This window comes from Caballeronia sp. J97 (assembly GCF_905220305.1).
GTDB lineage: Bacteria > Pseudomonadota > Gammaproteobacteria > Burkholderiales > Burkholderiaceae > Caballeronia.
Map to the genome: position 1 here is coordinate 362,438 of NZ_CAJMZL010000001.1, position 24,995 is coordinate 387,432.

Sequence of the window (24,995 nt, forward strand, 5' to 3'; positions counted from 1 at the left end):
GGCGGTCAGCGCGCTTCGCCGAGCTGATCAAGGATCGCGGGATTCTCCAGCGTGGAGACGTCCTGCGTGATCTCCTCGCCCTTCGCGAGCGAGCGCAGCAGGCGGCGCATGATCTTGCCCGATCGGGTCTTCGGCAGATTCTCGCCGAAGCGGATGTCCTTCGGCTTCGCGATCGGGCCGATCTCCTTGCCGACCCAGTTGCGCAATTCCGTGGCGATCTGCTTCGCTTCATCGCCTTCCGGACGCGCGCGCTTCAGCACGACGAACGCGACCACGGCTTCGCCCGTCGTGTCGTCCGGGCGACCGACGACCGCCGCTTCCGCGACCATGGGATTCGCGACCAGCGCCGATTCGATCTCCATCGTGCCGAGGCGGTGACCGGAGACGTTCAGCACGTCGTCGATGCGACCCATGATCGTGAAGTAGCCGGTTTCCTTGTCGCGCACCGCGCCGTCGCCGGCGAGATACAGCTTGCCGCCGAGTTCCTCGGGGAAATAGCTCGTCTGATAGCGCTTCGGATCGCCCCAGACGTTGCGCAGCATCGACGGCCACGGGCGCTTCACGACCAGAATGCCGCCCTGCCCGTTCGGCACGTCCTGACCGGTTTCATCGACGATCGCGGCCATGATGCCCGGCAGCGGAAGCGTGCAGGAACCCGGCACGAGCGGCGTCGCGCCCGGCAGCGGCGTGATCATGTGACCGCCGGTTTCGGTCTGCCACCACGTATCGACGATAGGACACTGGCCCTTGCCGACGTTCTCGTGATACCACATCCACGCTTCCGGATTGATCGGCTCGCCGACCGTGCCGAGGAGCCGGAGCGTCGACAGGTCGAAGCTCTTCGGATGCACCTTCGCATCCGCTTCGGATGCCTTGATGAGCGAGCGGATCGCCGTGGGCGCCGTGTAGAAGATCGTGACCTTGTGGCGCGCGATCATTTCCCAGAAGCGGCCCGCGTGCGGATACGTCGGCACACCTTCGAACATGACCTGCGTCGCGCCGATGGCGAGCGGCCCGTACGCGATGTAGCTATGCCCCGTGATCCAGCCGATGTCCGCCGTGCACCAGAAGATGTCGCCGGGCTTCATGTCGAAGGTCCACTTCATGGTCTGCGCGGCCCACAGCAGAATGCCCGCCGTGCTGTGCTGCACGCCCTTCGGCTTGCCCGTCGAACCGGACGTGTAGAGGATGAAGAGCGGATGCTCCGCGCTCACCCACTCCGGCTCGCACTTGTTCGATTCGTTCTCGACGATCTCGTGCAGCCACAGGTCGCGGCCCTCGGTCCACGCGACCTTGCCGCCCGTGCGGCGATACACGATGACGTCCTTCACCTTCTCGCAGCCGCCCGCGGCGAGCGCTTCGTCGGCGATGCTCTTCAACGGCAGCGCCTTGCCGCCGCGCATCTGTTCGTCGGCGGTGATGAGCGCGACCGCGCCGACATCGACGAGACGTTCATTGAGCGACTTCGACGAGAAGCCGCCGAACACGACCGAATGCGTCGCGCCGATGCGCACGCACGCCTGCATCGCGACCACGCCTTCCACCGACATCGGCAAATAGATGACGACGCGGTCGCCCTTCTTCACGCCGCGCTTCTTGAGCGCATTGGCGAGGCGCGAGACGCGGTCCAGCAGATCCTGATAGGTGACGTTGGTGACGGTGCCGTCGTCGGCTTCGAAGATGATCGCGTTTTCGTTGCCGCGGCCCGCTTCGACGTGACGGTCCAGACAGTTGTACGACGCGTTGAGCTCGCCGTCCTCGAACCACGTATAAAAAGGCGCCTTCGATTCGTCCAGCACCTTCGTGAAGGGCTTGTGCCAGGCGAGCGTCTCGCGCGCAATGCGCGCCCAGAAGCCTTCATAGTCACGCTCTGCTTCCGCCGCAAGGGCCTTGTAGGCGTCCATGCCGGAGATTGCCGCACCCGCGGTCGCCTTGGCCGACGGCGGGAACACACGTTTTTCCTGAAGAACCGATTCGATCGCAGACATCGACAACCTCTCCTGATGGTGTTTCCAAAATCCGGCGGCGCGCGCATCGCTGAATGGGTTGCGCGCGCCGCATGTTTGTGAGGTTCGAGGGGCACACGCACGGCGTTCCCGAACTGAACCTTGTCTCCTTCTACCGCGCCGGAGCGGCGCGGAAGAATGTCACGGCACACTCCTGCGCCACGGACATTCCGCGTTGAATTCAAGATAAGCCGCTCAACTTACCCGCTTCTTACGTGGCCGCGCCGACCGGCACGGGGTATACACGGAGTCCGGGCGCCTTCTACAATGCGTCCCCACAATCGTAACTGAACTACCCGCGCGGTATCCAGCTTGAATCGCTACGCCTTTCTCTTGATTGCAGCCATGCTGCTCGTCGGAAGCAACGTCGGCCTCGGCAAGTCGATCGTCGTCTCCGTTCCCGTTCCGCTCTTCGCCCTGCTACGCTTCGTGATCGCGCTCGCGGTGCTCTGGCCGCTGTTGCGCTGGTCGAAGATCAAGCGCGTCGCGCGCGGCGAATGGGTCAATCTCGTCCTGCAGGCGTTCTTCGGCACCTTCGGTTTCACCTTGCTGATGTTGAACGGCGTCGCGCGCACGAGCGCGGTCGCGGCGGGTGTCATCACGAGTACGCTTCCGGCCGTGGTCGCGCTCTTCGCGTGGCTCTTCCTGAAAGAGAAACCGGGCGGGCGCGCGTTCGCGTCGATCGGACTGGCGATCGCGGGCGTGCTCATCATCAACGTCGCCCAGGCCGGCGACACGGGCGCGAGCTCGTTGCCCGGCAATCTGATGGTGCTCGGCGCCGTGTGCTGCGAATCGCTCTACGTGATCCTGTCGCGCCGTCTCACGCAGACGCTGCCCGCCATCGACATCTGCGCGTACACGCACGCGATCGGGCTTCTGCTGATGCTGCCGCTCGGCGCGACCTCGCTTGCGGGCTTCGACTGGACGAGCGTTGCGTGGGGCACGTGGGCGCTGGTCCTGTGGTATGGACTCTCGGCCAGCATCTTCTCGTTCTGGCTGTGGATGAAGGGCATCCGCCACGTCGACGGCAGTCTCGCCGGCGTGTTTTGCGCCGTGCTGCCGATCGCCGCGGCGCTCTACGGCATCGCGTTTCTCGACGAGCGGCCGACGTTCGCGCACGGCATCGCGCTCGCGTGCATCGTGACGGGCATCGCGCTCGCGAGCCTGAAGACGCGCGCCATTGGCGCCGTGTCACGCGAAACGGGCGCGTAGGACCGGCTCAGCGGTTCATCAGCGGATTCTGAAAGCTTTCGGGAAGCCCGCGCGGTGACGCGCTACAATAGCGGGCTTCCTGACACCGCGAATGCGCCGGCTCGCGCGCTCGCCGGCGCATCGCATGATTTGCTCCGTCATATTCGCCAGTCATCATTTCCGGTCCGACCCGCCTCGACTGAAAAGCCGCCCATGTCCGCTCCCAAGCATGCTCCCGCCTCGCCCTCGCAACCCGGCTCGATGAAAGTGCTGCCGAGAGTCATCTTCATGAGCCGCTGGCTCCAGGTGCCGCTCTATCTGGGCCTGATCGTCGCGCAAGCGGTCTACGTCGTGCTGTTCCTGAAGGAAGTGTGGCACCTCGTCACCCACGCGATGACGCTCGACGAAACGAACATCATGCTCGTCGTGCTCGGTCTGATCGACGTGGTGATGATCTCGAACCTGCTCATCATGGTGATCGTCGGCGGTTACGAAACCTTCGTGTCGCGCCTCGGCGTGGAAGGCCATCCCGACGAGCCCGAGTGGCTCGATCACGTGAACGCGGGCGTGCTGAAGGTGAAGCTGTCGATGGCGCTCATCAGCATCTCGTCGATCCATCTGCTGAAAACCTTCATCAACCCCGACCAGCACACGTTCCACACCGTGCTGTGGCAGGTGATCATCCACGTCGCGTTCCTCGTTTCCGCGCTCATCATGGCGTATGTCGACCGGCTGACCACGCATACGCATCCGAAGCATTTCCACAGTGAACTCGCCGCCCCCCGAGGCGCGCTCGACTGAAGCGTCCGAAAGAACGCACACACATATTTCGTCCCCCAGAGCCCAAGCCATGACAGTCATCAAGCAGGAAGACCTGATTCAGAGCATCGCCGATTCGCTGCAGTACATCAGCTACTACCATCCGCTCGACTACATTCAGGCGCTCGGCCGCGCCTACGAGCTGGAAGAGAGCCCCGCCGCGAAGGACGCGATCGCGCAGATCCTGACCAACAGCCGCATGTGCGCCGAAGGCAAGCGCCCGATCTGCCAGGACACGGGCATCGTCACGGTGTTCGTGAAGGTCGGCATGGACGTGCGCTGGGACGGTGCGACGATGAGCGTCACCGACATGATCAATGAAGGCGTGCGCCGCGGCTACCTGAACCCGGACAACGTGCTGCGCGCCTCGATCGTGAGCCCGCCCGAAGGCGGCCGCAAGAACACGAAGGACAACACGCCGGCCGTGATCCACTACGAGATCGTGCCGGGCGACAAGGTCGACGTCCAGGTCGCGGCCAAGGGCGGCGGCTCGGAGAACAAATCGAAGTTCGCGATGCTGAACCCGTCGGATTCGATCGTCGACTGGATCCTGAAGACCGTCCCGACGATGGGCGCCGGCTGGTGTCCGCCGGGCATGCTCGGCATCGGCATTGGCGGCACGGCCGAAAAGGCGATGGTCATGGCGAAAGAATCGCTGATGGACCCGATCGACATTCAGGACGTCATCGCGCGCGGCCCGCAGGACTGGATCGAAGAACTGCGCGTGGAACTTCACGAGAAGGTGAATGCGCTCGGCATCGGCGCGCAGGGCCTCGGCGGTCTCGCGACCGTGCTCGACGTGAAGATCATGGCAGCGCCGACGCACGCGGCATCCAAGCCGATCGCGATCATCCCGAACTGCGCAGCCACCCGCCACGCGCACTTCACGCTCGACGGCTCGGGCGCGGCGAAGCTCGAAGCGCCGCCGCTCGACGCCTGGCCGAAGGTCACGTGGGCTCCGAATACCGAGACGAGCAAGCGCGTCGACCTGAACACGCTGACGCCGGAAGAAGTCGCTTCGTGGAAGCCGGGCCAGACGCTGCTGTTGTCGGGCAAGATGCTGACGGGTCGCGACGCCGCGCACAAGCGCATCGCCGACATGCTGGCTGCGGGCGAGAAACTGCCGGTCGACTTCACGAATCGCGTGATCTATTACGTCGGGCCGGTCGATCCGGTGCGCGACGAAGCCGTCGGCCCGGCAGGCCCGACCACCGCCACGCGCATGGACAAGTTCACCGAGACGATGCTCGCGCAAACCGGCCTCATCTCGATGATCGGCAAGGCCGAGCGCGGCCCGGTCGCGATCGAGGCGATCAAGAACCACAAGGCCGCGTATCTGATGGCGGTCGGCGGCGCGGCGTATCTCGTGTCGAAGGCGATCCGCGCAGCGAAGGTGCTCGCCTTCGAAGACCTCGGCATGGAAGCCATCTACGAGTTCGACGTGCAGGACATGCCGGTCACGGTGGCCGTCGACTCGAACGGCACGTCGGTCCACAAGACGGGCCCGGCCGAATGGCAGGCGAAGATCGGCAAGATCCCGGTCGCGACCGCTTGATTGCGCCTTATTGGCGATTTATCAACGTTCATGGATGACGAGAGCCGGGCAATCTGCCCGGCTCTTTTCTTTGACACGCCGCCAGTCGAGAAAGGTTTTCATTCTCAGTTTTGTCTGAAACAAAAAATTTCTACTCAACCTTGGCTTTGTCACGCCTAAGGTTTATCTTTCCAGAAGCCCCACGTTACGAACAGGAAACGAAATCATGCAAGGCGACGCGAAGGTCATCGAATATCTGAACGCGCAGTTGAAGAACGAGCTGACCGCGATCAATCAATACTTCCTGCACGCCAGGATGTACCAGCATTGGGGCCTCGAGAAGCTCAACAAGCACGAGTACGACGAATCGATCGGCGAGATGAAACACGCCGATTGGCTCATTCAGCGCGTGTTCATGCTCGACGGCCTGCCGAATCTGCAGGACCTGCACAAGCTGCTGATCGGCGAAGAGACCAAAGAGATCCTCGAATGCGACCTGAAGCTCGAGCAGATTTCCCAGTCGACCTGCAAGGAAGCCATCGCGTATTGCGAGTCGGTGCGTGATTTCGTCTCGCGCGAAATCTTCGAGAAGATCCTCCACGACACCGAAGAACACATCGACTGGCTGGAAACCCAACTGGATCTGATCGACAAGGTCGGCATCCAGAACTACCAGCAAACCATGATGGGCGACCACGAATAATCGGATGCCCCGAGTCGTGCCCTCCTCGATATCGGACGGGCGTGCCGCGTCGGACGCGAGCGCGCCGGTCGGCATTTTCGATTCCGGACTCGGCGGCTTGTCGGTGCTGCGCGCCGTGCGCGCAACGCTGCCGCGCGAGCGCCTGATCTATGTCGCCGATTCGCTTCACGCGCCATACGGCGAGCGCGACGACGAATTCATCGTCGATCGAACGATGGCGATCGGCGAGTGGCTCGTCGCCCAAGGCGCGAAGGCGCTCGTCGTCGCGTGCAACACGGCCACCGCGCAGTCGATCGCGCTCGTGCGCGAACGACTGCCCATTCCGCTCGTCGGCGTCGAGCCTGGCGTGAAGCCGGCCGCGGCGGCGTCTAAATCCCGCGTGGTCGGTGTGCTCGCCACCGCCGTCACGTTGCGCTCCGCGCGCTTCCAGTCGCTGCTCGACCGCTATGCCGGCGATTGCCGCTTCATCTGCCAGGCGGGACACGGGCTGGTTCAGGCAGTCGAGCGCTGCGACACGTCGTCGCCCGCGCTGATGGCGCTGCTCGAAAGCTACATCGCGCCGATGCTCGATGCCGGTGCCGACACGCTCGTGCTCGGCTGCACGCACTACCCTTTTCTCGATCGGGCGATTCGCGATATTGCCGGCGAACGGCTGCAGATCGTCGATACGAGCGTGGCCATCGCGCGGCAACTCGATCGCCTCCTCGACGCTCACGCGCTCAAGAACGACATTGCGCCGCCGGACACCCTGCCGCGCTTTTGCTCGACGGCCGACGGCGAATCGCAGCGCCAGCTCGCCGCCGCGCTGCTTCAGCTCGACGCCCTGGTCGAGCATGTCGACATCCCTTCGCGCCGCACGCGCCTCGCTGAACCCGACATCGTCTGAGGGTTTTGTCCGCGCGACGGCGATTACATCGCGCGCTTATCCCCGCCAGACAAGGCTCCTAGCAATAATCCCGCTAACTTGCGCGCTCTGTTACAAAAAACACCGCGCCCCGCTTGCAAACACGCCAATACCGAATGATAATAATTCGCATTAACGCTAACTATTGCGAAGCGAACGATCATGATTGTCTGTGTCTGCAAATCAGTGTCCGACCGGAAGATCCGAACCGCCATCGCCGAAGGAGTGGATTCCTTCGACGAACTGCAATTCGAGCTCGGCGTCGCGCTGTGCTGCGGCAAGTGTGAGGAAAGCGTTCGCGACGTGATGGCGCAAAGCGGCGTCTGCGCATCGCGCTGCGGCGTCGAGACGCGCGAACATGTCGCGCCGCTCACGTTCTACGAGCGCCAAGCTGCCTGAAGCAAGTCGCGCGGCCCTGCCGCCGCGCGCATCCGACGGCGCCCGACCTCTTCCGATCGCGCCTTCGGTCGTTTTGATCGCCTCCAGCAAGCCAGGTTACCTTCGTATTTCCGGTCGCTTCTAGCCAGCCGCGCAACCCTTTACCCCTGGAGGGAAAGTTGGAATTGCTGATCGGTTTCGTGGCCACCCTGTTTATCTCCCTGCTTATTTTCCGAAAATGACGTCGTCTGGTTTCTTCCGCACCGCGCCTGTGCAGTCGCTGGATCTCGAGTTGGAACGCGGCGTTGTCAGCAGGCATTCACGCAGCATCGCAAGCAGCCAATAACAATGCAGTCCCCGACCACCACTCCCGCCGCTTTCCGCACGGCGCCGGCATCGAACGCGAATCCGCGCGTCATCGCAGCCTGTGCCGCTGTCGTCGCCATTCACGTCGCGTTGCTGGGCGTTGCGCTGAGCATGCGCAATGCGCCGCTGCCACGTCCGATCGAGGCCAAATCGATCACCGCGCAGCTGATCAGCGAGACGCAGCAGCCCGCGCCGCAGCCAGTCGCGGTCGAAACGCCGCCGCCGCCCAAGCCGGTGCCGCAGCCCGTTCCGAAGCCGCAGCCCAAACCGAAGGTCAAGCCGAAAATCGAGCCGAAGCGCACGCCGATGCCGGTCACCGAGGCGCCCTCGCAAATCGCCGCGCCCGCGCCCGACCCCACGCCGCCGGCTCCGCCTCAACCCGCGCCGCCGCCCGCTGCTCCTGCTATCGGAAAGCCGAGCATGGATCTGGCCGCGCCCAAGAACGTCGCGCACCTCAGCTGCAACATCGCGCAGCCGGACTATCCGGCGATGGCCAAACGTCGCGGCGAGACCGGAACGGCAGTGATCCGCCTGACGGTGGGCCTCGCGGGCAAGATTGAGAACGTTACGCTGCAGAAGAGCAGCGGCTCGTCGCGGCTCGATGATGCGGCGCTGGACGCAGTGCGCGGCAGCGCGTGCAGCCCCTACAAGGAAAACGGCGAAGCGATCCGCGCGACCGCTACGGTCCCATTCGTTTTCAGTCTGAACGACTGATCGATTTATTTAGATACAAGGAAAGAGAAATGGAAAACTACGGGATTGCGCACGTCTGGGCGCAAGGCGACTTCGTGACGCGGGGCATCGCCCTCGCGCTCGTCATCATGTCGGTGCTGTCGTGGACGGTGATCGTCGTGAAGGCCTGGAATGTCGTGCGCCTTAAGCGCCTGACGAAGAACGCGGAACAGGCGTTCTGGCACTCCGACGATTTCAACGACGGCATCAAGAAGCTCGGCAGCCAGTCGTCGAGCCCCGCGGACAATCCGTTTCTCGCGCTCGCGCTCGCCGGCCAGGAAGCCGCCGATCATCATCATCAGACGCAGCCGCACCTGCACGATCGCATGGACGTGTCGGACTGGATCACGCGCTGCCTGAAGGACGTGATGGACGAAGGCGTCGGCCGCATGCAGTCGGGTCTCGCGGTCCTCGCGTCGATCGGTTCCACGTCGCCGTTCGTCGGTCTGTTCGGCACGGTGTGGGGGATCTATCACGCGCTACTGACCATCGGCGCGACGGGACAGACGTCGATCGATCAGGTCGCGGGTCCGGTCGGCGAATCGCTCATCATGACCGCGTTCGGCCTCTTCGTCGCGATTCCCGCGGTGCTCGGCTACAACGCCCTCACCCGCGCGAACAAGGGCATCGTCACGAAGCTGAACCGCTTCGCGCACGGCCTGCATGCGTTCTTCGTCACGGGCTCGAAGCTCTCGTCGACCAAGCGCGCGACCAACGCCTCGTCGGACAGCCTGCGTCTCGCGACGCGCGCGTCGTAAGCCGGGGGATTTGCATCATGGCCATGAGCCCTTTCGCCGGAGACGAAGACGACGGCATGATGAGCGAAATCAACATGACGCCGCTCGTCGACGTCATGCTGGTTCTCCTGATCATCTTCCTCGTCACGATTCCGGCCATGCATCACGCGGTCAAGATCGACTTGCCGCATGCGAGCAGCCAGCCGCAGGATGAAAAACCCGCGCACGTGAACATCGCGATCAAGGCCGACGGCACGACGCTGTGGGACGATCAGCCGATCGACGAAGCGGCGCTCAACGCGCGCATCGCGCAGGCGGCGCAGCAGAATCCGCAGCCGGAAATTCATTTGCGTGCGGATCGTCAGGTGGCGTACGAAAAAGTCGCCGATCTGATGTCGGCGGCACAAGCGGGCGGCCTGACGAAGATCGGTTTCGTCACCGAGCCGAAAAGCGGCAAGTAGAAACCTGACACGCCCTTTCCGGGCGCAGAAAGTAAAAGGCCTTCATCGTCGGATGAAGGCCTTTTTTCGTGCGCGCTCGGCGCATTCGGGTGAGGCGGTCACTTTGGGTTCGAATAGCCAGAACCAGAAGTCCCGTCGCATGCAGCAGCCGTGGTCGACACGGACAGTGCAATCAACCCTATCAGGCTAACTATCAGAGCAGCCGTCAGTTTTCGCATAAGGAGCTCCTTAGCGAAGGAGCCTTCAATATACCGCCGCAAATTTTGACGATCAATTGAATCTGTCCATCGCAAGCGCGCGCTTCAATGTCATAAACCAATGACAAACGCCGATGTGGTCAAACTGTTTCCCGTTCCGGCTTTTCCTGAACAGGACATTCTCCAGGAAAGCGCTGACCGCTGCCGATCGACTCGACGAGAAAATCGACGAACGCGCGTACGGCGGGAACCATGCCCTGCCGCGACAGGAAAACGGCATAGAGCTGCGGCGACGGAAACGTCCAGCCCGGCATCACGGGCGAGAGCTGCCCCGTGCGCAGCGGCGCGCCGTACATCATCTCGGGGAGCGCCGCGATGCCGACGCCGCGCATCACGGCCTCGCGGATCATCGACAGGTCCGCCGTGACGAGACGCGGCTCGTGCTCGAACTCGTGGCGCGTGCCGTCCGGGGCGATCAAACGATAGACGTGGCGGCCGTCGGCGGAGGGCGTGTCGATCGTGTCGTACTGCGCGAGTTCGGCGGGCGTCATCGGCGGCGCGTTCGACTTCAGGAGCGACGGCGCCGCGACCAGCATCTGCTCCGTGCGCCACAACGGCCGGGCGACGATGTTCGAGCTCGCGGGCGGCTCCGAACGCACGCGCAACGCGACATCGACGGCGTCCTCGAACAGATCGACGACGCGGTTCGTCACACGCATGACGATGCGCACTTCGGGATAGCGATGCATGAAATCCGGCATCACCGCCGACAAAAACGTCTGCGCGATGGTCACAGGCACGCTCACGCGCACCGTGCCGCGCGGCGAATCGCGCAGGCTCTGCACGACGTTGACGGCCGCCTGGGCCTCGGCGAGCATCGCCTGGCAATGCTGGTAGAAAAGCTGCCCCGCCTCCGTGAGCGCGAGCTTTCGCGTCGAGCGCTGCAACAGACGCACGCCGAGCGACGCCTCGAGCTCCGATACGCGCCGTGACAACCGCGACTTCGAGATGCCGAGCACGCGTTCCGCCGCCGAAAAGCCGCCGTGCTCGACGACGTGCGAGAAATACATCAGATCGTTCAGGTCATGCGAGTCGGCTTTCATGGTCGCTCGTCGAAACTGGAGATGAGTGGATGCGGTTCGTTATCGCCAGCGGGACAATCCATTGCGCCGCGACGCCTTTTAACGCGAAATGCGGCTCATATAATAGCCGTGTGTTCCAAATTTAGCGCTATTCCCCTCACTTCTGTATTTCGCGACGAGAGGCAACAATGTCCACCAGCCGCAGCATCGAACGCATCATTCCGGCGACCCGCACTGTCGAAGGCGGCGGATTCGTCGTGCATCGCCCGTTTCCGACCCGTCTTCTGATGGATTTCGACCCGTTCCTTCTGCTCGACGAGATGGGCCCCGCCGACTACGCGCCCGGCGAGGCGAAAGGCGCCCCCGATCACCCGCATCGCGGCTTCGAGACCGTCACGTACATGCTCGAAGGCGAATTCGGCCACAAGGATTCCGCGGGCCATTCCGGCACGCTGCGCCCCGGCGACGTGCAATGGATGACCGCTGGCGCGGGTGTCGTGCACAGCGAAATGCCAGCCGAGGAATTCACGCGCCGCGGCGGCCGCGTGCACGGATTGCAGCTTTGGGTCAACCTGCCGCAGCGCGACAAGCTGATCGCGCCGCATTATCAGGAGATTCCGTCGGCGCGGATTCCGGTCGCGACGAGCGAGGACGGCAAGGTCCGCGTGAAGGTCATCGCGGGCGAGGCGCTCGGCGTGAAGGCGGCGATCGAGACGCGCACGCCGATCCTTTATCAGCACTTTTCGCTGCAGCCGGGCGCGAAGATCGAACTGGCCGTGCCGCGCGATTACCGCGTATTCGCCTATCCGCTGTCGGGCACCGCGCTGTACGGTCCGCAGAGTCAGCCGGTACGCGCCCAGCAGATGGTGATCTTCCGCGACGACAGCGATACGATCGCGCTCGCCGCCGGCGACGAGCCCGTCGAGCTCCTGCTGATCGGCGGCGTGCCGCTGAAGGAGCCGGTCGTGCGTTACGGCCCGTTCGTGATGAACACCGAAGACGAGATCCACCAGGCGGTGATCGACTATCAGGCGGGCCGCATGGGCGCCATCGCACACTGAGCGCCCTCGCCCGCGCAGCGCAGTCGAAATCGACGAAACGGTGCGGCAGGAACGGATACATTGCGTCACAATGACCGTTCTTGCCGCGCCGTTTTCGTCTTTCTTGCAGTCTCAACCAGAACCAGGAGCAACGCATGGCCGGACCTTCCGTGACCGCCAGCATCGGCAACATCGACTATCAAGTCCGTCTCGGGGACGGCACGCATTCATGGATCGCGGACGAGCCCGCCAGCATCGGCGGCGGCGACACGGGACCGGAACCGGCCTCGCTGCTGCTTTCGAGCCTCGGCGCCTGCACCTCGATCACGCTGAAGATGTACGCGAAGCGCAAGGAATGGCCGCTTGAAGGCGTACACGTCGAACTGTCGATGACGAGCACCGCAGAAGGCACGAACATCGATCGCCGTATCGCGCTCACTGGCGCGCTGTCCGACGAACAGCGGGAACGGCTCTTGCAAATTGCCAATGCGTGCCCGATGCACAAGGTTCTGTCCGGCGCGATCCGCATCGAGTCCGGTCTCACGCCGCAGTAAGGCGTCGAGGGCACCACGAACGTCCAAGGAAAAGTCGTCTTGAATTTCGAACACCTGATCCAGATCAACGATCCGCTCAACCCGCTTCTCGAGTCGCTGACGCGCGAGCAGCTCTGGGAAGGACTCGTCTTGCGCGCCGAGCAGCCGCAGTTGTTCGTGCTGGGCCTGGATAGCTGCGACATCCTCGCGCGCGATGGCGACACGATGGAACGCGAGCTTCACTACGGCCAGGCCACCGTGCGCGATCGCGTGACGCTCACGCCCGGTGCCAGCGTGCGTTACGACATTCTGCCGACCGCCGACTATGTCGGCGGCTCGCTCACGATGGCGATCGAGCAGCCCGATGCGCTCCAGCTTTTCCTGCGCTTCACCTACAGCACGACGCTGCCGGAAAACGAGAACGCCACGCCCGATGAGCGTCAGACGCAGGAGATCGTGAAGTCGGCTTATCGCGAATCGGATATCGACACTGTGCGGCTGATTCGCCAGTTCGTGCATGGCCGCAAGGACGAAACGCCCCTGCATTGAGCATCCTGCCGATGCGGCGGCGAATGCTTCGCGGCCGCATCGAGGTTGGCTATCAAAAGTTGCGCTTCAATCGGAAAGTCTAGTTGCAAATAGGAATAGTTATCATTTACTATAGACCCATCGAATCAACGCACACTTTCTGACATGACCGACACGCCGCGATCCTCCACGCTCAGGCTGCGCCGCCCGGCTGTCCGCGACGCCGCGATCACCCGCCCGAAGGCGACCACGGTGACGACGGTTCACGTCGCCCAGGCGGCGGAAAGCACCGGTGAGCGCTCGCTGAAAAGCGACGCGCTGCTGCAGGGGCGCAGTCACGTGAGCATCGTGCATAACGGGGAGACCTATCAGTTGCGCGCGACGCGTCTGGGCAAACTGATCCTGACGAAGTAAGCAGCGACGAACGGCAAGAACAGCAGTAAGAGCAGTACGTACAGAGTATTGTGGGGACCACCTCGCCAGGAGGTGTTTGGCCTTAGCCAGCGAGGACGACTTGCACGCGAGAATTTAGACCCCTTCGTGCAAACACCAGCCAGTCGTCGATAGCAAGCGAAGCCGCTTTTTTTGGTTCCCGCGCTTGAGCGATGTGCTTGATGAGCAAGCCGCGCAATGATGGTCGAACGAACGGCACGCTTCTCTCGGAACGCGTGCCGTTTTTGTTTGCCGCGCGAAGCCGGCGGTAAGAAATCAGACGTTCTCGATGCCCAGCGCCGCGATGCCCGCCTTCGCGATCTGCGCATCCTGTTCGGACTTGACGCCCGACACGCCCACCGCGCCGACGATATCCGCGCCCACGATGATCGGCACGCCGCCTTCGAGCATCGCGGTCATTGGTGCGGAAAGAAAGGCCGTGCGGCCCTGCTTGATCATGTCTTCGTAGACCTTGGTTTCGCGACGGCCGAGCACGGCGGTGCGCGCCTTGCCCGTCGCCATTTCCGCGGTGCTCGCGCCCGCGCCGTCGAGACGATGCAGATACAGCAGATGCCCGCCATCGTCGACGATCGCGATCGTCACGTTCCAGTTATGTTCCCTTGCGTGCGCCTCGGCGGCCGTGGCCATCGACCGGACGTCTTCGTCGGTCAGTACAGGTTTGGTTCTCACTTCTCGCTCTCGTTGCCGCGCTTGACGGCGTGGACGGTTTATCGGGTGAAGCCCCAGAACATCAGGTACCACGCGCTGTCCGCAACGGCCAGCGCCGAGACAAACCATACCATCGCGAGTACGCGGGAACCAAGCGGCGATGCATAGCGGCCCGTCACGCGCCACGCGAGCCACGCGCTCCACAGATTCGCGGCCGCGAGAAAACCGATGCGCACGCCCGGCACCCACCACAACGGCAAATGCTCCGCGCGCAACAGCGACACGGTCGTCGCCGAAAGGCCCAGGAACACGCCGACGCCCGCTATCGGAATCAGCGCGAGCGTCAGGTGATGCAGGCGGGTCGCGTTCATCTTGCCGAGCATGCGCACGGCGCATGCGAGCAGCGCGAGCAACGCCGTGCCGTATACCAGCCCCGTCGCGACGATATAGGCAATGACCATCGTGCCGTCGAGCCACGAGAAGACGTCGTTCTGCTCCGGATAGTGCGTGAACAGGAACCAGGGCGCGTTCGTATCGAGCGGCCAGAGAATGTCGTGATCGATCAGCCACGCGGCGAGATATTGCTTCAGATCGACGAACCACGTGCTCACCGTCCAGTGGAACGCGCCGATCGCGATGCCGAGCAGACCGTACAGAATGAGCGCGGTGTCCCACGGATTCGCGGCCTTGTCGCCGAGCGTCACGACTTCGTCGGACGGCGAGCGCCACGTGAGGGCGATCGCGTCGCGATGGCCGCTGCATCGGCCGCACATGTGACAGTCGGCGGCGCCCTTCATGTTGCGCAACGGGACGAGCGGCGCGCAGTTGATCGGAATCACGCGATGACCGTGCTCGCCCTCTTTGTACGAGCGGCGCCACGCGTCTTCGCTGACCTTGTAGTGAAACGGCGCGAGTCGCGCGAGCAGCGAGAAGACGCCGTTGACCGGGCACAGATACTTGCACCACACGCGCTTCTCGCGGCCGTACAGCACGCCGACGACCATCGCGCCGATGGTCGAGCCGCCGAGCACCAGCAGCACGGCCTTCGGATATTGGTAGACGCTTACCATCTGACCGTAGATCGTGGTCAGCCCGAACGCGACGAACGGCCAGCCGCCCCAGCGCATCCAGCGCGGAATCGCCCAGCCGCGCCCGAACTTGCTCGCGAACTCGGACAGCGCGCCCTCGGGACACAGCACGCCGCACCAGACGCGGCCGAGCATGACCATCGACAGCAGCACGAACGGCCACCAGATGCCCCAGAACACGAACTGCGCGGCAAGCGTGAGATTGCTCCACAGATGCGCGGAGCCATCGGGCAGCGGCATCACGGCGGGAACGATGATCAGAAATGCATACACGGCAACGACGATCCACTGAATCATGCGGATCGTGCTGCCGTGACGCTGCATCCAGTGGCCGGCTTGTTGCAGCCGGCCCGGTCGAGGCATTACAGAACTCATGCTGGACGGCTTGCCGCCTTTTGTTTTTGCGCCATCTGGTTCTTCGAATGGCGCATCAGGAGATAGATGACGACCCAGTACCCCGCATACGCGACGAGATTCATGCCCGCCGGATGCGCGCGATAGCCGGTAAGTGTAGCCACGAGCGAGCCGAAGGTGCTCGAATCATCGAGCAGCCACGACGTGTTCCACACCTGGTTGACGATGACCGGCAGCATTTCCATGTCGATCAGCTTGTCGACGCCCGTCTCGAACAGACCGGCCGCGAGAAACAGCAGCATGATTTCGGTGACGCGGAAAAACGAGCGCCACGAGAAGATCTTGCCGCCGAGCTGCAGGATATAAAACGTCAGCAGTGCGAGCCCGAAGCCGAGAATGATCGCGATGTACTGCGACGCATCGACGTGCCCCGACTGTCCGAAGCCGACACCGTACAGGAACACCGCCGTCTCGCTGCCTTCACGCGCGATCGCCAGCGCGACGAGCAGCGCGATGCCCCACCAGTGACCGTCCTGCGTGCTCTTTTGCAGCGACGACTCCATGTCGCGCTTCAGCGTGCGGCCGTGGCGCTTCATCCACAGGACCATCTGCACGATCAGCACGCACGCAACCAGCACCATCGCCGTCTGGAAGTAATCCTGCGCATTGCCCGACAGCACTTCCGTGAAGCCGATCAGCGCAGCGCCCAGCGCCACGGCCGCCAGCAGGCCGATGACGACGCCGGCCCACAAATAAGGCAGGCCCCGGCGCGCCTGATGGTCGCCGTTCTTCAGCCATGCGTAGAGAATGCCGACGACGAGCAACGCCTCGACGCTCTCCCGCCACACGATGAAAAGTACCTGCCCCATAGCAACCCTCCAGCAATTCCACTTCGAGCGGCCGCGCGCGGTGCGAAACCGACGCGCGGCGCGTTCCGTTACTTCGCGACGATCACGCCTTGCGCGGACTGATGAAAATCGTCGAAGAACTTGTATTCACCCGGATCCAGCGGTGCGATCACGACGAAAGAATCCGCGCCCGGCGCGAGCACCTTCTCCTTGCGCAGCTGCACGCTTTCGAATTCGGCGGCGCCCTTGCCGATGTTGTGCACTTCGATCTTGATGCGCTGCCCCGCCGGCACTTCGATGCGCGCCGGGTTGAGCTTGCCGTCGTTCATTTCGAGCTTGAACGTCGGCAGATCGGCGGCGTGCGCCAGGTCGATCCCGGCCAGGGCGAGCGCGGACATCGCAAGCGCGGCCACCTGGATTTTCAGTTTCATGCGTACTTCCTGAGAATGAACGCGCCCGGTCCGGGATGCCGGGCGCCATGGGCGATCAGTAACCGCCCTTCTTGCCGATGCCCGCGAACGGGAAGTCGTACTCGATCGTGAACGGCTTGAACCACGGACCCACGCCCGTTTCCTTGTCCGTGTGACGGCCGAACGCCATATGACCTTCCTGCGAGGGCGGCGAGATATGCAGCTTAAGGTGATACTTGCCCGGGCCGAAGAGCTTGACGTTGTCGCCGTAGTGCGGGCCATCGCTCGCGACCATCGGCATCAGATCGCCCTTGATGGTCTGCGTCGTACCGACCTTCGTCAGCTCATAGGTGACTTGCAGGTACGGCATCCAGTCGCCTTCCGCGAAGCCCGTCGGGTTGTTCTTGACCGCGTGGATGTCCGCCTCGAGGTGGATATCCGAATCCGACGCCTTGCGCATCATGCCTTCCGGCGCCATCGTGATCGGCTGGAGATACACTGCGCCCGTTTCCATGCCGCCCTCGATATGCTGCTTGCCGATCGGATATTCGGCGGCCGACGCTGCCATCATCGCCGTGAGACCTGCGGCGGCGACGAGGCCGCGCATCAACGTTGAACCCATCAGAAACTCCTTGTTGTTATCGATTGGCGCGCGTGCCACGCGAGCCTTGCCACTGGATACCGGGCCGCCGTTCGGCAGAGCGGCGTTAGCACGACTCTGTGAACGTTAATACGAACCATTCTCAATTTTCGTCAGTTTAGCATCGTTCGACACCCGGAACAATTTGAGCGAGCTTACAAACCCAGACGCGGTAAGGCTTTTCGCCGGGTCGTGCGATTTCGGCGGGCAACGAAAAAAAAGCGCGGCGATCATGCGATCGCCGCGCTTTTCCAATAGGCCTTGAAAATCACTTACCTATGGCTCACTTGCCGCCGATGCCGCTCACATGATCGCCCACGTTCGCGCCGAAAACCCGCTGCCGCAGGAGCGCCAATTGGTCGCGGGTCTGCGCGGCCTTTTCGAATTCGAGATTCCTGGCGTGGTCCATCATCTGCTTTTCGAGGCGTTTGATTTCCTTGGCGATCTGCTTCTCGGACATGTCCTCGAATTTCGCGCGCGTCTGCGCTTCCTTCAGTTCGGCGCGGGCTTCGTCGGCGTTGTAGACGCCATCGATGATGTCCTTGATGCGCTTTTCCACGCCGCGTGGCGTAATGCCCATCTTCTCGTTGTGCGCGATCTGCTTCGCGCGCCGCCGCTCGGTTTCGCCGATGGCGCGCTTCATCGAGTCGGTCATGTTGTCGGCGTAGAGAATCGCCTTGCCGTTCACGTTGCGCGCCGCGCGCCCGATGGTCTGGATCAGCGAGCGTTCGGCACGCAGGAAGCCTTCCTTGTCGGCGTCGAGAATGGCGACGAGCGACACTTCTGGAATGTCGAGACCTTCGCGCAGCAAGTTGATGCCGACGAGCACATCGAACGTGCCGAGCCGCAAGTCGCGGATGATTTCCACGCGCTCGACCGTGTCGATGTCGCTGTGCAGATAGCGCACCTTCACACCGTGATCGGCGAGGAATTCGGTCAACTGCTCGGCCATGCGCTTGGTCAGCACGGTGACGAGCACGCGCTCGTGCGCCGCGACGCGCGCGTTGATTTCCGAGAGCACGTCGTCCACCTGCGAGCGCGCCGGACGCACTTCGATCTCCGGATCGACGAGGCCCGTCGGCCGCACGAGCTGCTCCGCCACCTGCCCCGCCTTTTTCTGCTCGTAGTCGGCGGGCGTCGCGGAGACGAAGATCGCCTGACGCATCTTGCGCTCGAACTCGTTGAACTTGAGTGGCCGGTTGTCGAGCGCGGACGGCATGCGAAAGCCGTAGTCGACGAGATTTTCCTTGCGCGCCCGGTCGCCGTTGTACATGCCGTTCAACTGGCCGATCAACACGTGCGATTCGTCCAGCAGCATCAGCGCGTCGGGCGGCAGATAGTCGACGAGCGTCGGCGGCGGCTCGCCGGGCGCCGCGCCCGAAAAGTGCCGCGAGTAATTCTCGATGCCCTTGCAGAAGCCGAGTTCCTGCAGCATCTCAAGATCGAAGCGCGTGCGCTGCTCCAGCCGCTGCGCTTCGACCAGCTTGCCGTCGCCGTGGAAGAATTCGAGCCGCTCGCGCAACTCGAGCTTGATGGTCTCGATCGCGCGCATCACGGTGTCGCGCGGCGTCACGTAGTGCGACGACGGATACACGGTAAAGCGCGGAATCTTGTTGCGTACGCGGCCGGTGAGCGGATCGAACAGCATCATCGATTCGACTTCGTCGTCGAACAGCTCGACGCGCACTGCCATTTCCGCGTGCTCCGCCGGAAAAATGTCGATGGTGTCGCCGCGCACGCGAAACGAGCCGCGCGAGAAGTCGGCTTCGTTGCGCGTGTACTGCATCGCGATCAGGCGCGCGATGATGTCGCGCTGGCCGAGCTTGTCGCCCGTGCGCAGCGTGAGAATCATCTTGTGATATTCGGATGGGTTGCCGATACCGTAGATCGCCGACACCGTCGCGACGATCACCACGTCGCGCCGCTCCAGCAGGCTCTTGGTGGCCGAAAGCCGCATCTGCTCAATGTGCTCATTGATCGACGAATCCTTCTCGATGAAGAGATCGCGCTGCGGCACATATGCTTCCGGCTGGTAATAGTCGTAGTACGAGACAAAGTACTCGACGGCATTGCGCGGAAAGAACTCGCGGAATTCGGCGTAGAGCTGCGCGGCGAGCGTCTTGTTCGGCGCGAAGACGATCGCCGGGCGGCCCATGCGCGCAATCACGTTGGCCATCGTGAAGGTCTTGCCTGAGCCGGTCACGCCGAGCAGCGTCTGAAACGAAAGGCCGTCCTCGATCCCTTCGACGAGCGTCGCGATAGCGTCGGGCTGATCGCCCGCGGGAGGATACGGCTGATAGAGCTGGAACGGCGAACCGTCGAACGTGACGAACTTCGACTCGTCCAGTTCTTCGGGAGATTCGATCAGAGTGTCGGACATGAGAAATCGAGAGAGTCAACGCCGGGGGCAAACGATCATTCTAGCGTCGTACATGATTCACGCGCTCGCCGTGACGCGACGGGGATCCGGAAGGCGTGTCGATAGTCAGATTGGGCATCGACCGCCGATCTCAAGCGCGCTCGTACGCGCCCTTTTTAATCGCCGGCCGGCAACGCCTCCGCACGAAAAAAGGGCCGAAAAGCACGCGCATTCGCACCATATTCGCCCGAAAAGCCTCGCGGGATTCGCTACAATGTGCGACTGGGCTTACGGTTCCAGTCCGTTTTCGCCACGCGCGCCGCGCCTTCCTCCGCGAAGTCTGTCAGGCGCGCGCATCGTCCGTTTGCACGCTGCCGCACGTCTTTCCTCCACTGCCGATAGATCATGTCTCTTTTCTCTGCCGTCGAACTCGCTCCCCGCGACCCGATCCTGGGCCTCAACGAAGCCTTCAACGCCGATACGCGCACGACCAAAGTCAATCTGGGCGTCGGCGTGTACACGAATGAAGAAGGCAAGATTCCGCTCCTGCGGGCCGTGCGCGAAGCCGAGAAGGCACGCGTCGATGCCGCGCTGCCGCGCGGTTATCTGCCGATCGACGGCATCGCCGCCTATGACGCCGCCGTGCAAAAGCTGCTGCTCGGCGACAACTCGCCGCTCATCGCCGCGGGCCGCGTCGTAACGGCGCAGGCGCTCGGCGGCACGGGCGCGCTCAAGATCGGCGCGGACTTCCTGAAGCGCGTGAACCCGAACGCAATCGTCGCGATCAGCGATCCGAGCTGGGAAAACCATCGCGCACTGTTCGAAAGCGCCGGTTTCGAGGTGGTCAACTACCCGTACTACGAAGCCGCCACGCACGGCGTGAACTTCGACGGCATGCTCGCGGCGCTGAACAGCTACGCGGCCGGCACCGTTGTCGTGCTGCACGCGTGCTGCCACAACCCGACGGGCGTCGATCTGTCGGACGACCAGTGGAAGCAGATCGTCGAAGTCGTGAAGGCGAAGAACCTCGTGCCGTTCCTCGACATGGCGTATCAGGGCTTCGCGGAAAACATCGATGCCGACTCCGCCGCCGTGCGTCTTTTCGCGGCAGCCGAACTGAACGTGTTCGTGTCGTCGTCGTTCTCGAAGTCGTTCTCGCTGTACGGCGAGCGCGTCGGCGCGCTGTCGGTCATCACGACGGGCAAGGAAGAATCCGCTCGCGTGCTGTCGCAACTGAAGCGCGTGATCCGCACCAACTACTCGAACCCGCCGACGCACGGCGGTTCGATCGTCGCGGCCGTGCTGGCGTCGCCGGAACTGCGCGCGACGTGGGAGCAGGAACTGGGCGAAATGCGCGACCGCATCCGCGCGATGCGCAACGGCCTCGTCGAGCGCCTGAAGGCGAGCGGCGTCGATCGCGACTTCTCGTTCGTCAGCAAGCAGCGCGGCATGTTCTCGTACTCGGGCCTGACGGCGGCGCAAGTCGATCGTCTGCGTGAGGAGTTCGGCATCTACGCCGTGAGCACCGGCCGCATCTGCGTGGCCGCGCTGAACACGCGCAACATCGATGCCGTGGCGAACGCGGTAGCGGCTGTACTGAAATAAGCCGCTTCCCGGCCTTTCAAATGAAAATGGCGCCCTTTGCGGGGCGCCATTTTTTGTGCGCGTCGAGAACGTGATCAGAGCGTCTTTTGTGCTGTGACCTCGGCTTGCGTCGTCTCGTCGCCCTCGACGAAGCCGAGCGAGATCGCGCGCGCCAGTTCGGCGCTCACGCCGGCCACGCTCGTTTCTTCGCGAGGAATGGCGGAGTCTCTGCCTTCGCTCGCGTGCATGCAAAACGCCAGCGCGATCGGAAGCACGATCGCGACGGGCCAGTAGGTCGATATTGTCTTTTTCATGGGACTGCCTTCGGTCGATATGTCGCTGCAGGTCATCGATTTCGATGACCCACTGATGGACAGTTCGAATGGTACGCAATCGTTCGGAACTTAAAAAGTCACTGAAAAGCAAAGGATTGTTGCAGTTGCGACAACAGGCCATTTTGGCGCGCGGCCCGTCGCGCTCGCATCTTCATGACAAGTTGCCGTCATAAAGGCTTACAAAGTTGTTGTGACATCTTCCCGCCAATGATGTCTTATTCAGGAATGGTTCGACGAGTACGTTCACGATCATGAAATCCGCAGTCGTTGGTCTCTTGTTTGCATCGTCCGCCGCATTGCTCGGCGGTTGCGCGGCTTATCCCGATGGGTCTGTCTACGGGGGCGGCTATCCGGCTGTCTACGACGATCCCGGCTACGGCTACTATGGCGGGCCGCCGGTCGTTCAGCCGGGCGTCGTCATCGGCGGTGGGTATTACTCGGGTCCGGGGCCGTACTACGGTCCAGGGCCGAACCGTTACTGGGATGACGGGCCCGGCTGGCGCCGGCCGCCGCCGGGCGGTTGGCACAACGGTCCGCCGCCGAGGGATCGCGGCCGAGGCGGCCCACCGCCGCAACAAGCGGGCGGTGGTGGCGGACACCCGAACGGACCGCCGCCGCAAGCCGGCGGCGGCCGTCCGCCGGCGCCCCCACCTCCGCAGGCTGGCGGCGCTGCGCCGATGCCGAAGGCGGTGGGCGGTCAACCGCCCGGACCCAATCGCGCCCCGCCGCCATCGGCGAACGGCGGCGGAAATCGCGAGAGCGGCAATTCACGCGGCTTTCTCGGACGCTACGGCGGATAGACCACGCGAGCCCCGTCATCGCGCGGGCTGCCTGAAATCAAAAAACCGGCCGCGCCGGATCGAACAATCCGGCGCGGCCTTGCTTTATCCCAGGTGCGAGTGCTGCGCCTTGTACAACTCCCGGAACGTGCGGCCCACCGGCGCGGGCATGTCGCGCGTGCCGGTCCATCCCGCACCGAAGGGCAGTCGTGAAATTGCCTTTTTGTTTCCGCCCATGCGTTCGAGCACGCGCACCGCGAGCTTCGTGAAAAGCGCATATGCAAGCGGGCGTTTCGCGAAATAGCCCCAAGCCGCGAGCGCAGCGCGTTCGCTCCACGGGCGCAGCCGGCGCTCCATCTGCTTTTCGCGCAACTTGCGCAGCAGATCCGATAGCGGAATGCCCACCGGACAGACGCTGTTGCACTCGCCGCAAAGCGTCGCGGCTTGCGGCAGATCGAGCGCCTTATCGATGCCCACATACGCCGGCGTCAACACCGAGCCCATCGGTCCCGGATACACCCAGCCATAGGCATGTCCGCCGATCTTCTGATAGACCGGGCAATGATTCATGCACGCGCCGCAGCGGATACAGCGCAGCATGTCCTGAAACTCCCCGCCGATGAGTCCGGTGCGCCCGCCATCGACGAGCACGAAGTACATATGCTCGGGGCCGTCGGGCTCGTCGGCCGCGCGCGGTCCGGTCAGCAGCGAAAAGTAGTTCGAGATCGTCTGTCCGGTCGCCGAGCGCGGCAGCAGGCGCATCGCGGTCGCGAGATCCTCGAGCGTCGGCAGCACTTTCTCGATGCCCGTCACCGCGACATGCACGCGCGGCATCACCGTGCACATGCCTTCGTTGCCCTCGTTCGTGACGACCGCCACCGATCCCGTCTCCGCGATCAGAAAGTTGCCGCCCGTCACGCCCATGTCCGCCGACATGAAATGCGGACGCAACACCTCGCGCGCCTCGCGCGTCATCTCGGGGATATCCGTCAAGCGCGGCTTGTTGTGCGTCTTCGCGAAGAGATCGGCGATCTGCTCCTTATCCTTGTGGACGACCGGCGCGATGATGTGGCTCGGCGGCTCGTTGTCGTTGATCTGCAGGATGTATTCGCCGAGATCGGTCTCGATGGACTGCACGCCCATCTCGCCGAGCACGCGATTCAACTGCATCTCTTCCGAGACCATCGACTTGGTCTTGATGACCTTCCTCACGTCGTGCTCGCGGGCGATCTGAGCGACGAGCTTCGCGGCGTCCTGGGTCGATTCGGCGTAGAGCACGGTCGCGCCACGCCGGGTCGCTTCGCGCTCAAAGGTTTCGAGCCACACGTCGAGATTCTCGAGCGCGCGGTTGCGGCGCTCTTTCAATGCTGCGCGCGTCGCCTCGAAGTCGATGTCGCGCACCGCGCTTGCGCGCGCACTGACGAACTTGGTCGAGAGCTTCGTGAGGTTCTGCTGCAGGCGTTCGTCCGCGAGCTTGCTGCCCGCGCGCGCCTTGAAGTGCATCGTCTGGACTTGCATGTAACGTCTCTCCTGTCGATGCGCTCAGCCGCGACCTTGCGCGTCGCCGGCCAAGACCTGCGCGATATGCAGCACGCGGGTCGACGTATCGCCGGTGCGGCGCAGGCGCCCTTCGATGTTCAGCATGCAGCCGAGATCGCCGAGCACGACGGTATCGGCCCCGCTCGCCTTGATGTTCGCGCATTTCTCGTCGACGATCGCGGTCGAGATGTCACCGTACTTGACCGCGAACGTGCCGCCGAAGCCGCAGCAATGCTCGCAGCCGGCCATCTCGGTCACCGGTACGCCCGCCTGCGCGAGCAACTCGCGCGGCTGCGATTTCACGCCGAGCTCCCGCAGGCCCGAGCAGGAATCGTGATACGTGACCATGCCGTCGAACGCGCCGGGCTCCATGCGCGCCTTTGCGACGTTGACGAGAAAATCGGTCAGTTCGAACACGCGCGGCTGAAGACGCCCGAAGCGGCTCATCAGTTGCGGATCGTCGCGGAAGAGATCGCCGTAATGCGCGCGAATCATGCCGCCGCAAGAACCGGAAGGAACGACGACATAGTCGAACTGCTCGAATTCGTTCAGCGTTTTTTCGGCGAGATCGCGCGCGAGCGGCCGATCGCCCGAGTTGTAGGCGGGCTGGCCGCAGCACGTCTGCGACGGCGGCACGACGACTTCGAAGCCTGCCCGCTCGATCAGCTTGATGACCGAGAAGCCGATTTCAGGGCGCATCATGTCGATAAGACATGTGACGAATAATCCAACTCGCATGGGGGCGTT

26 protein-coding genes are annotated in these 24,995 nt (G+C 63.3%); 15 read left to right on the top strand and 11 right to left on the bottom strand.

All coding sequences use genetic code 11. The features are described 5' to 3' along the window. Positions 1 to 5: 5 nt before the first annotated feature. On the bottom strand, positions 6 to 1,988 hold the full coding sequence (acs, locus tag U4Y90_RS01740) for an acetate--CoA ligase (RefSeq protein ID WP_321791576.1): 1,983 nt from the start codon (positions 1,986 to 1,988) through the stop codon (positions 6 to 8). A 330-nt stretch (positions 1,989 to 2,318) separates the two neighbouring features. Here acs and U4Y90_RS01745 point away from each other — a divergent pair, with 330 nt between their 5' ends. From U4Y90_RS01745 to U4Y90_RS01785, 9 genes are all read left to right on the top strand, one after another. Further along, entirely contained in the window at positions 2,319 to 3,218 is a 900-nt protein-coding gene (locus tag U4Y90_RS01745; protein WP_321791578.1) for a DMT family transporter, read from the top strand. 192 nt (positions 3,219 to 3,410) lie between these two features. Continuing rightward, positions 3,411 to 3,998: a TIGR00645 family protein gene (locus U4Y90_RS01750; protein ID WP_321791580.1), complete on the top strand. Its 588-nt coding sequence runs from the start codon at positions 3,411 to 3,413 to the stop codon at positions 3,996 to 3,998. A gap of 49 nt (positions 3,999 to 4,047) precedes the next feature. Beyond that, positions 4,048 to 5,571, top strand: a complete 1,524-nt coding sequence (locus U4Y90_RS01755) for a fumarate hydratase (protein ID WP_321791582.1) — start codon at positions 4,048 to 4,050, stop codon at positions 5,569 to 5,571. Positions 5,572 to 5,776: 205 nt separating this feature from the next. After that, the gene (bfr, locus tag U4Y90_RS01760; protein WP_008350427.1) at positions 5,777 to 6,253 is read left to right on the top strand and encodes a bacterioferritin; all 477 of its coding nucleotides are present in this window, start codon (positions 5,777 to 5,779) and stop codon (positions 6,251 to 6,253) included. 4 nt (positions 6,254 to 6,257) lie between these two features. Then, complete coding sequence (murI, locus tag U4Y90_RS01765) at positions 6,258 to 7,139, top strand: glutamate racemase (protein ID WP_321791586.1); 882 nt, start codon at positions 6,258 to 6,260, stop codon at positions 7,137 to 7,139. Positions 7,140 to 7,319: 180 nt separating this feature from the next. After that, positions 7,320 to 7,556, top strand: coding sequence for a bacterioferritin-associated ferredoxin (locus U4Y90_RS01770; protein ID WP_321791588.1), 237 nt, complete (start codon positions 7,320 to 7,322; stop codon positions 7,554 to 7,556). A gap of 327 nt (positions 7,557 to 7,883) precedes the next feature. Continuing rightward, on the top strand, positions 7,884 to 8,615 hold the full coding sequence (locus tag U4Y90_RS01775) for an energy transducer TonB (protein ID WP_321791590.1): 732 nt from the start codon (positions 7,884 to 7,886) through the stop codon (positions 8,613 to 8,615). Between the two features lie 29 nt (positions 8,616 to 8,644). After that, positions 8,645 to 9,391 carry a MotA/TolQ/ExbB proton channel family protein gene (locus U4Y90_RS01780; protein ID WP_321791592.1) on the top strand — a complete coding sequence of 249 codons (747 nt, stop codon included), beginning with the start codon at positions 8,645 to 8,647 and terminating at the stop codon, positions 9,389 to 9,391. Positions 9,392 to 9,408: 17 nt separating this feature from the next. Beyond that, positions 9,409 to 9,831: an ExbD/TolR family protein gene (locus tag U4Y90_RS01785; protein ID WP_008350436.1), complete on the top strand. Its 423-nt coding sequence runs from the start codon at positions 9,409 to 9,411 to the stop codon at positions 9,829 to 9,831. Positions 9,832 to 10,168: 337 nt separating this feature from the next. Here U4Y90_RS01785 and U4Y90_RS01790 read toward each other — a convergent pair whose 3' ends face one another. Next, positions 10,169 to 11,131 carry a LysR family transcriptional regulator gene (locus U4Y90_RS01790; protein WP_321791594.1) on the bottom strand — a complete coding sequence of 321 codons (963 nt, stop codon included), beginning with the start codon at positions 11,129 to 11,131 and terminating at the stop codon, positions 10,169 to 10,171. A 167-nt stretch (positions 11,132 to 11,298) separates the two neighbouring features. On the opposite strand from U4Y90_RS01790, the gene U4Y90_RS01795 reads away from it, so the two are divergent. From U4Y90_RS01795 to hemP, 4 genes are all read left to right on the top strand, one after another. Then, a complete protein-coding gene (locus U4Y90_RS01795; protein ID WP_321791596.1) occupies positions 11,299 to 12,171 on the top strand; it encodes a pirin family protein in 873 nt (290 codons plus the stop codon). Positions 12,172 to 12,305: 134 nt separating this feature from the next. Further along, entirely contained in the window at positions 12,306 to 12,704 is a 399-nt protein-coding gene (locus U4Y90_RS01800) for an OsmC family protein (protein WP_321791598.1), read from the top strand. Between the two features lie 39 nt (positions 12,705 to 12,743). Next, entirely contained in the window at positions 12,744 to 13,232 is a 489-nt protein-coding gene (locus U4Y90_RS01805; protein ID WP_321791600.1) for an SRPBCC family protein, read from the top strand. Positions 13,233 to 13,376: 144 nt separating this feature from the next. Then, on the top strand, positions 13,377 to 13,625 hold the full coding sequence (gene hemP / locus U4Y90_RS01810) for a hemin uptake protein HemP (protein ID WP_321791602.1): 249 nt from the start codon (positions 13,377 to 13,379) through the stop codon (positions 13,623 to 13,625). 294 nt (positions 13,626 to 13,919) lie between these two features. Here the strand turns inward: hemP and U4Y90_RS01815 are convergent, their stop codons facing one another. From U4Y90_RS01815 to uvrB, 6 genes are all read right to left on the bottom strand, one after another. Beyond that, positions 13,920 to 14,333 (bottom strand): heme-binding protein, encoded by a 414-nt coding sequence (locus U4Y90_RS01815; protein WP_321791604.1) that lies wholly within the window; start codon positions 14,331 to 14,333, stop codon positions 13,920 to 13,922. A 38-nt stretch (positions 14,334 to 14,371) separates the two neighbouring features. Continuing rightward, positions 14,372 to 15,775, bottom strand: coding sequence for a 4Fe-4S binding protein (locus tag U4Y90_RS01820; RefSeq protein WP_321791605.1), 1,404 nt, complete (start codon positions 15,773 to 15,775; stop codon positions 14,372 to 14,374). After that, on the bottom strand, positions 15,772 to 16,623 hold the full coding sequence (locus U4Y90_RS01825; RefSeq protein ID WP_321791607.1) for an FTR1 family iron permease: 852 nt from the start codon (positions 16,621 to 16,623) through the stop codon (positions 15,772 to 15,774). The genes U4Y90_RS01820 and U4Y90_RS01825 overlap by 4 nt, the downstream gene beginning before the upstream one ends. A gap of 68 nt (positions 16,624 to 16,691) precedes the next feature. Continuing rightward, positions 16,692 to 17,000 carry a cupredoxin domain-containing protein gene (locus tag U4Y90_RS01830; protein ID WP_415749288.1) on the bottom strand — a complete coding sequence of 103 codons (309 nt, stop codon included), beginning with the start codon at positions 16,998 to 17,000 and terminating at the stop codon, positions 16,692 to 16,694. Between the two features lie 88 nt (positions 17,001 to 17,088). Next, positions 17,089 to 17,634, bottom strand: a complete 546-nt coding sequence (locus U4Y90_RS01835) for an iron transporter (protein WP_415749277.1) — start codon at positions 17,632 to 17,634, stop codon at positions 17,089 to 17,091. Between the two features lie 301 nt (positions 17,635 to 17,935). Further along, positions 17,936 to 20,032 (bottom strand): excinuclease ABC subunit UvrB, encoded by a 2,097-nt coding sequence (gene uvrB, locus U4Y90_RS01840; RefSeq protein WP_321791611.1) that lies wholly within the window; start codon positions 20,030 to 20,032, stop codon positions 17,936 to 17,938. Positions 20,033 to 20,416: 384 nt separating this feature from the next. Between uvrB and U4Y90_RS01845 the strand changes: the two genes are divergently transcribed. Next, positions 20,417 to 21,616: an amino acid aminotransferase gene (locus U4Y90_RS01845; protein WP_321791613.1), complete on the top strand. Its 1,200-nt coding sequence runs from the start codon at positions 20,417 to 20,419 to the stop codon at positions 21,614 to 21,616. 74 nt (positions 21,617 to 21,690) lie between these two features. Here U4Y90_RS01845 and U4Y90_RS01850 read toward each other — a convergent pair whose 3' ends face one another. Then, a complete protein-coding gene (locus U4Y90_RS01850; RefSeq protein WP_321791615.1) occupies positions 21,691 to 21,909 on the bottom strand; it encodes a hypothetical protein in 219 nt (72 codons plus the stop codon). A 272-nt stretch (positions 21,910 to 22,181) separates the two neighbouring features. Between U4Y90_RS01850 and U4Y90_RS01855 the strand changes: the two genes are divergently transcribed. Beyond that, positions 22,182 to 22,730, top strand: a complete 549-nt coding sequence (locus U4Y90_RS01855; RefSeq protein ID WP_321791617.1) for a hypothetical protein — start codon at positions 22,182 to 22,184, stop codon at positions 22,728 to 22,730. A gap of 84 nt (positions 22,731 to 22,814) precedes the next feature. Here the strand turns inward: U4Y90_RS01855 and U4Y90_RS01860 are convergent, their stop codons facing one another. Further along, a complete protein-coding gene (locus U4Y90_RS01860; RefSeq protein WP_321791619.1) occupies positions 22,815 to 24,227 on the bottom strand; it encodes a lactate utilization protein B in 1,413 nt (470 codons plus the stop codon). Between the two features lie 24 nt (positions 24,228 to 24,251). Beyond that, positions 24,252 to 24,986 (bottom strand): (Fe-S)-binding protein, encoded by a 735-nt coding sequence (locus tag U4Y90_RS01865; protein ID WP_321791621.1) that lies wholly within the window; start codon positions 24,984 to 24,986, stop codon positions 24,252 to 24,254. Between the last annotated feature and the right edge of the window lie 9 nt (positions 24,987 to 24,995).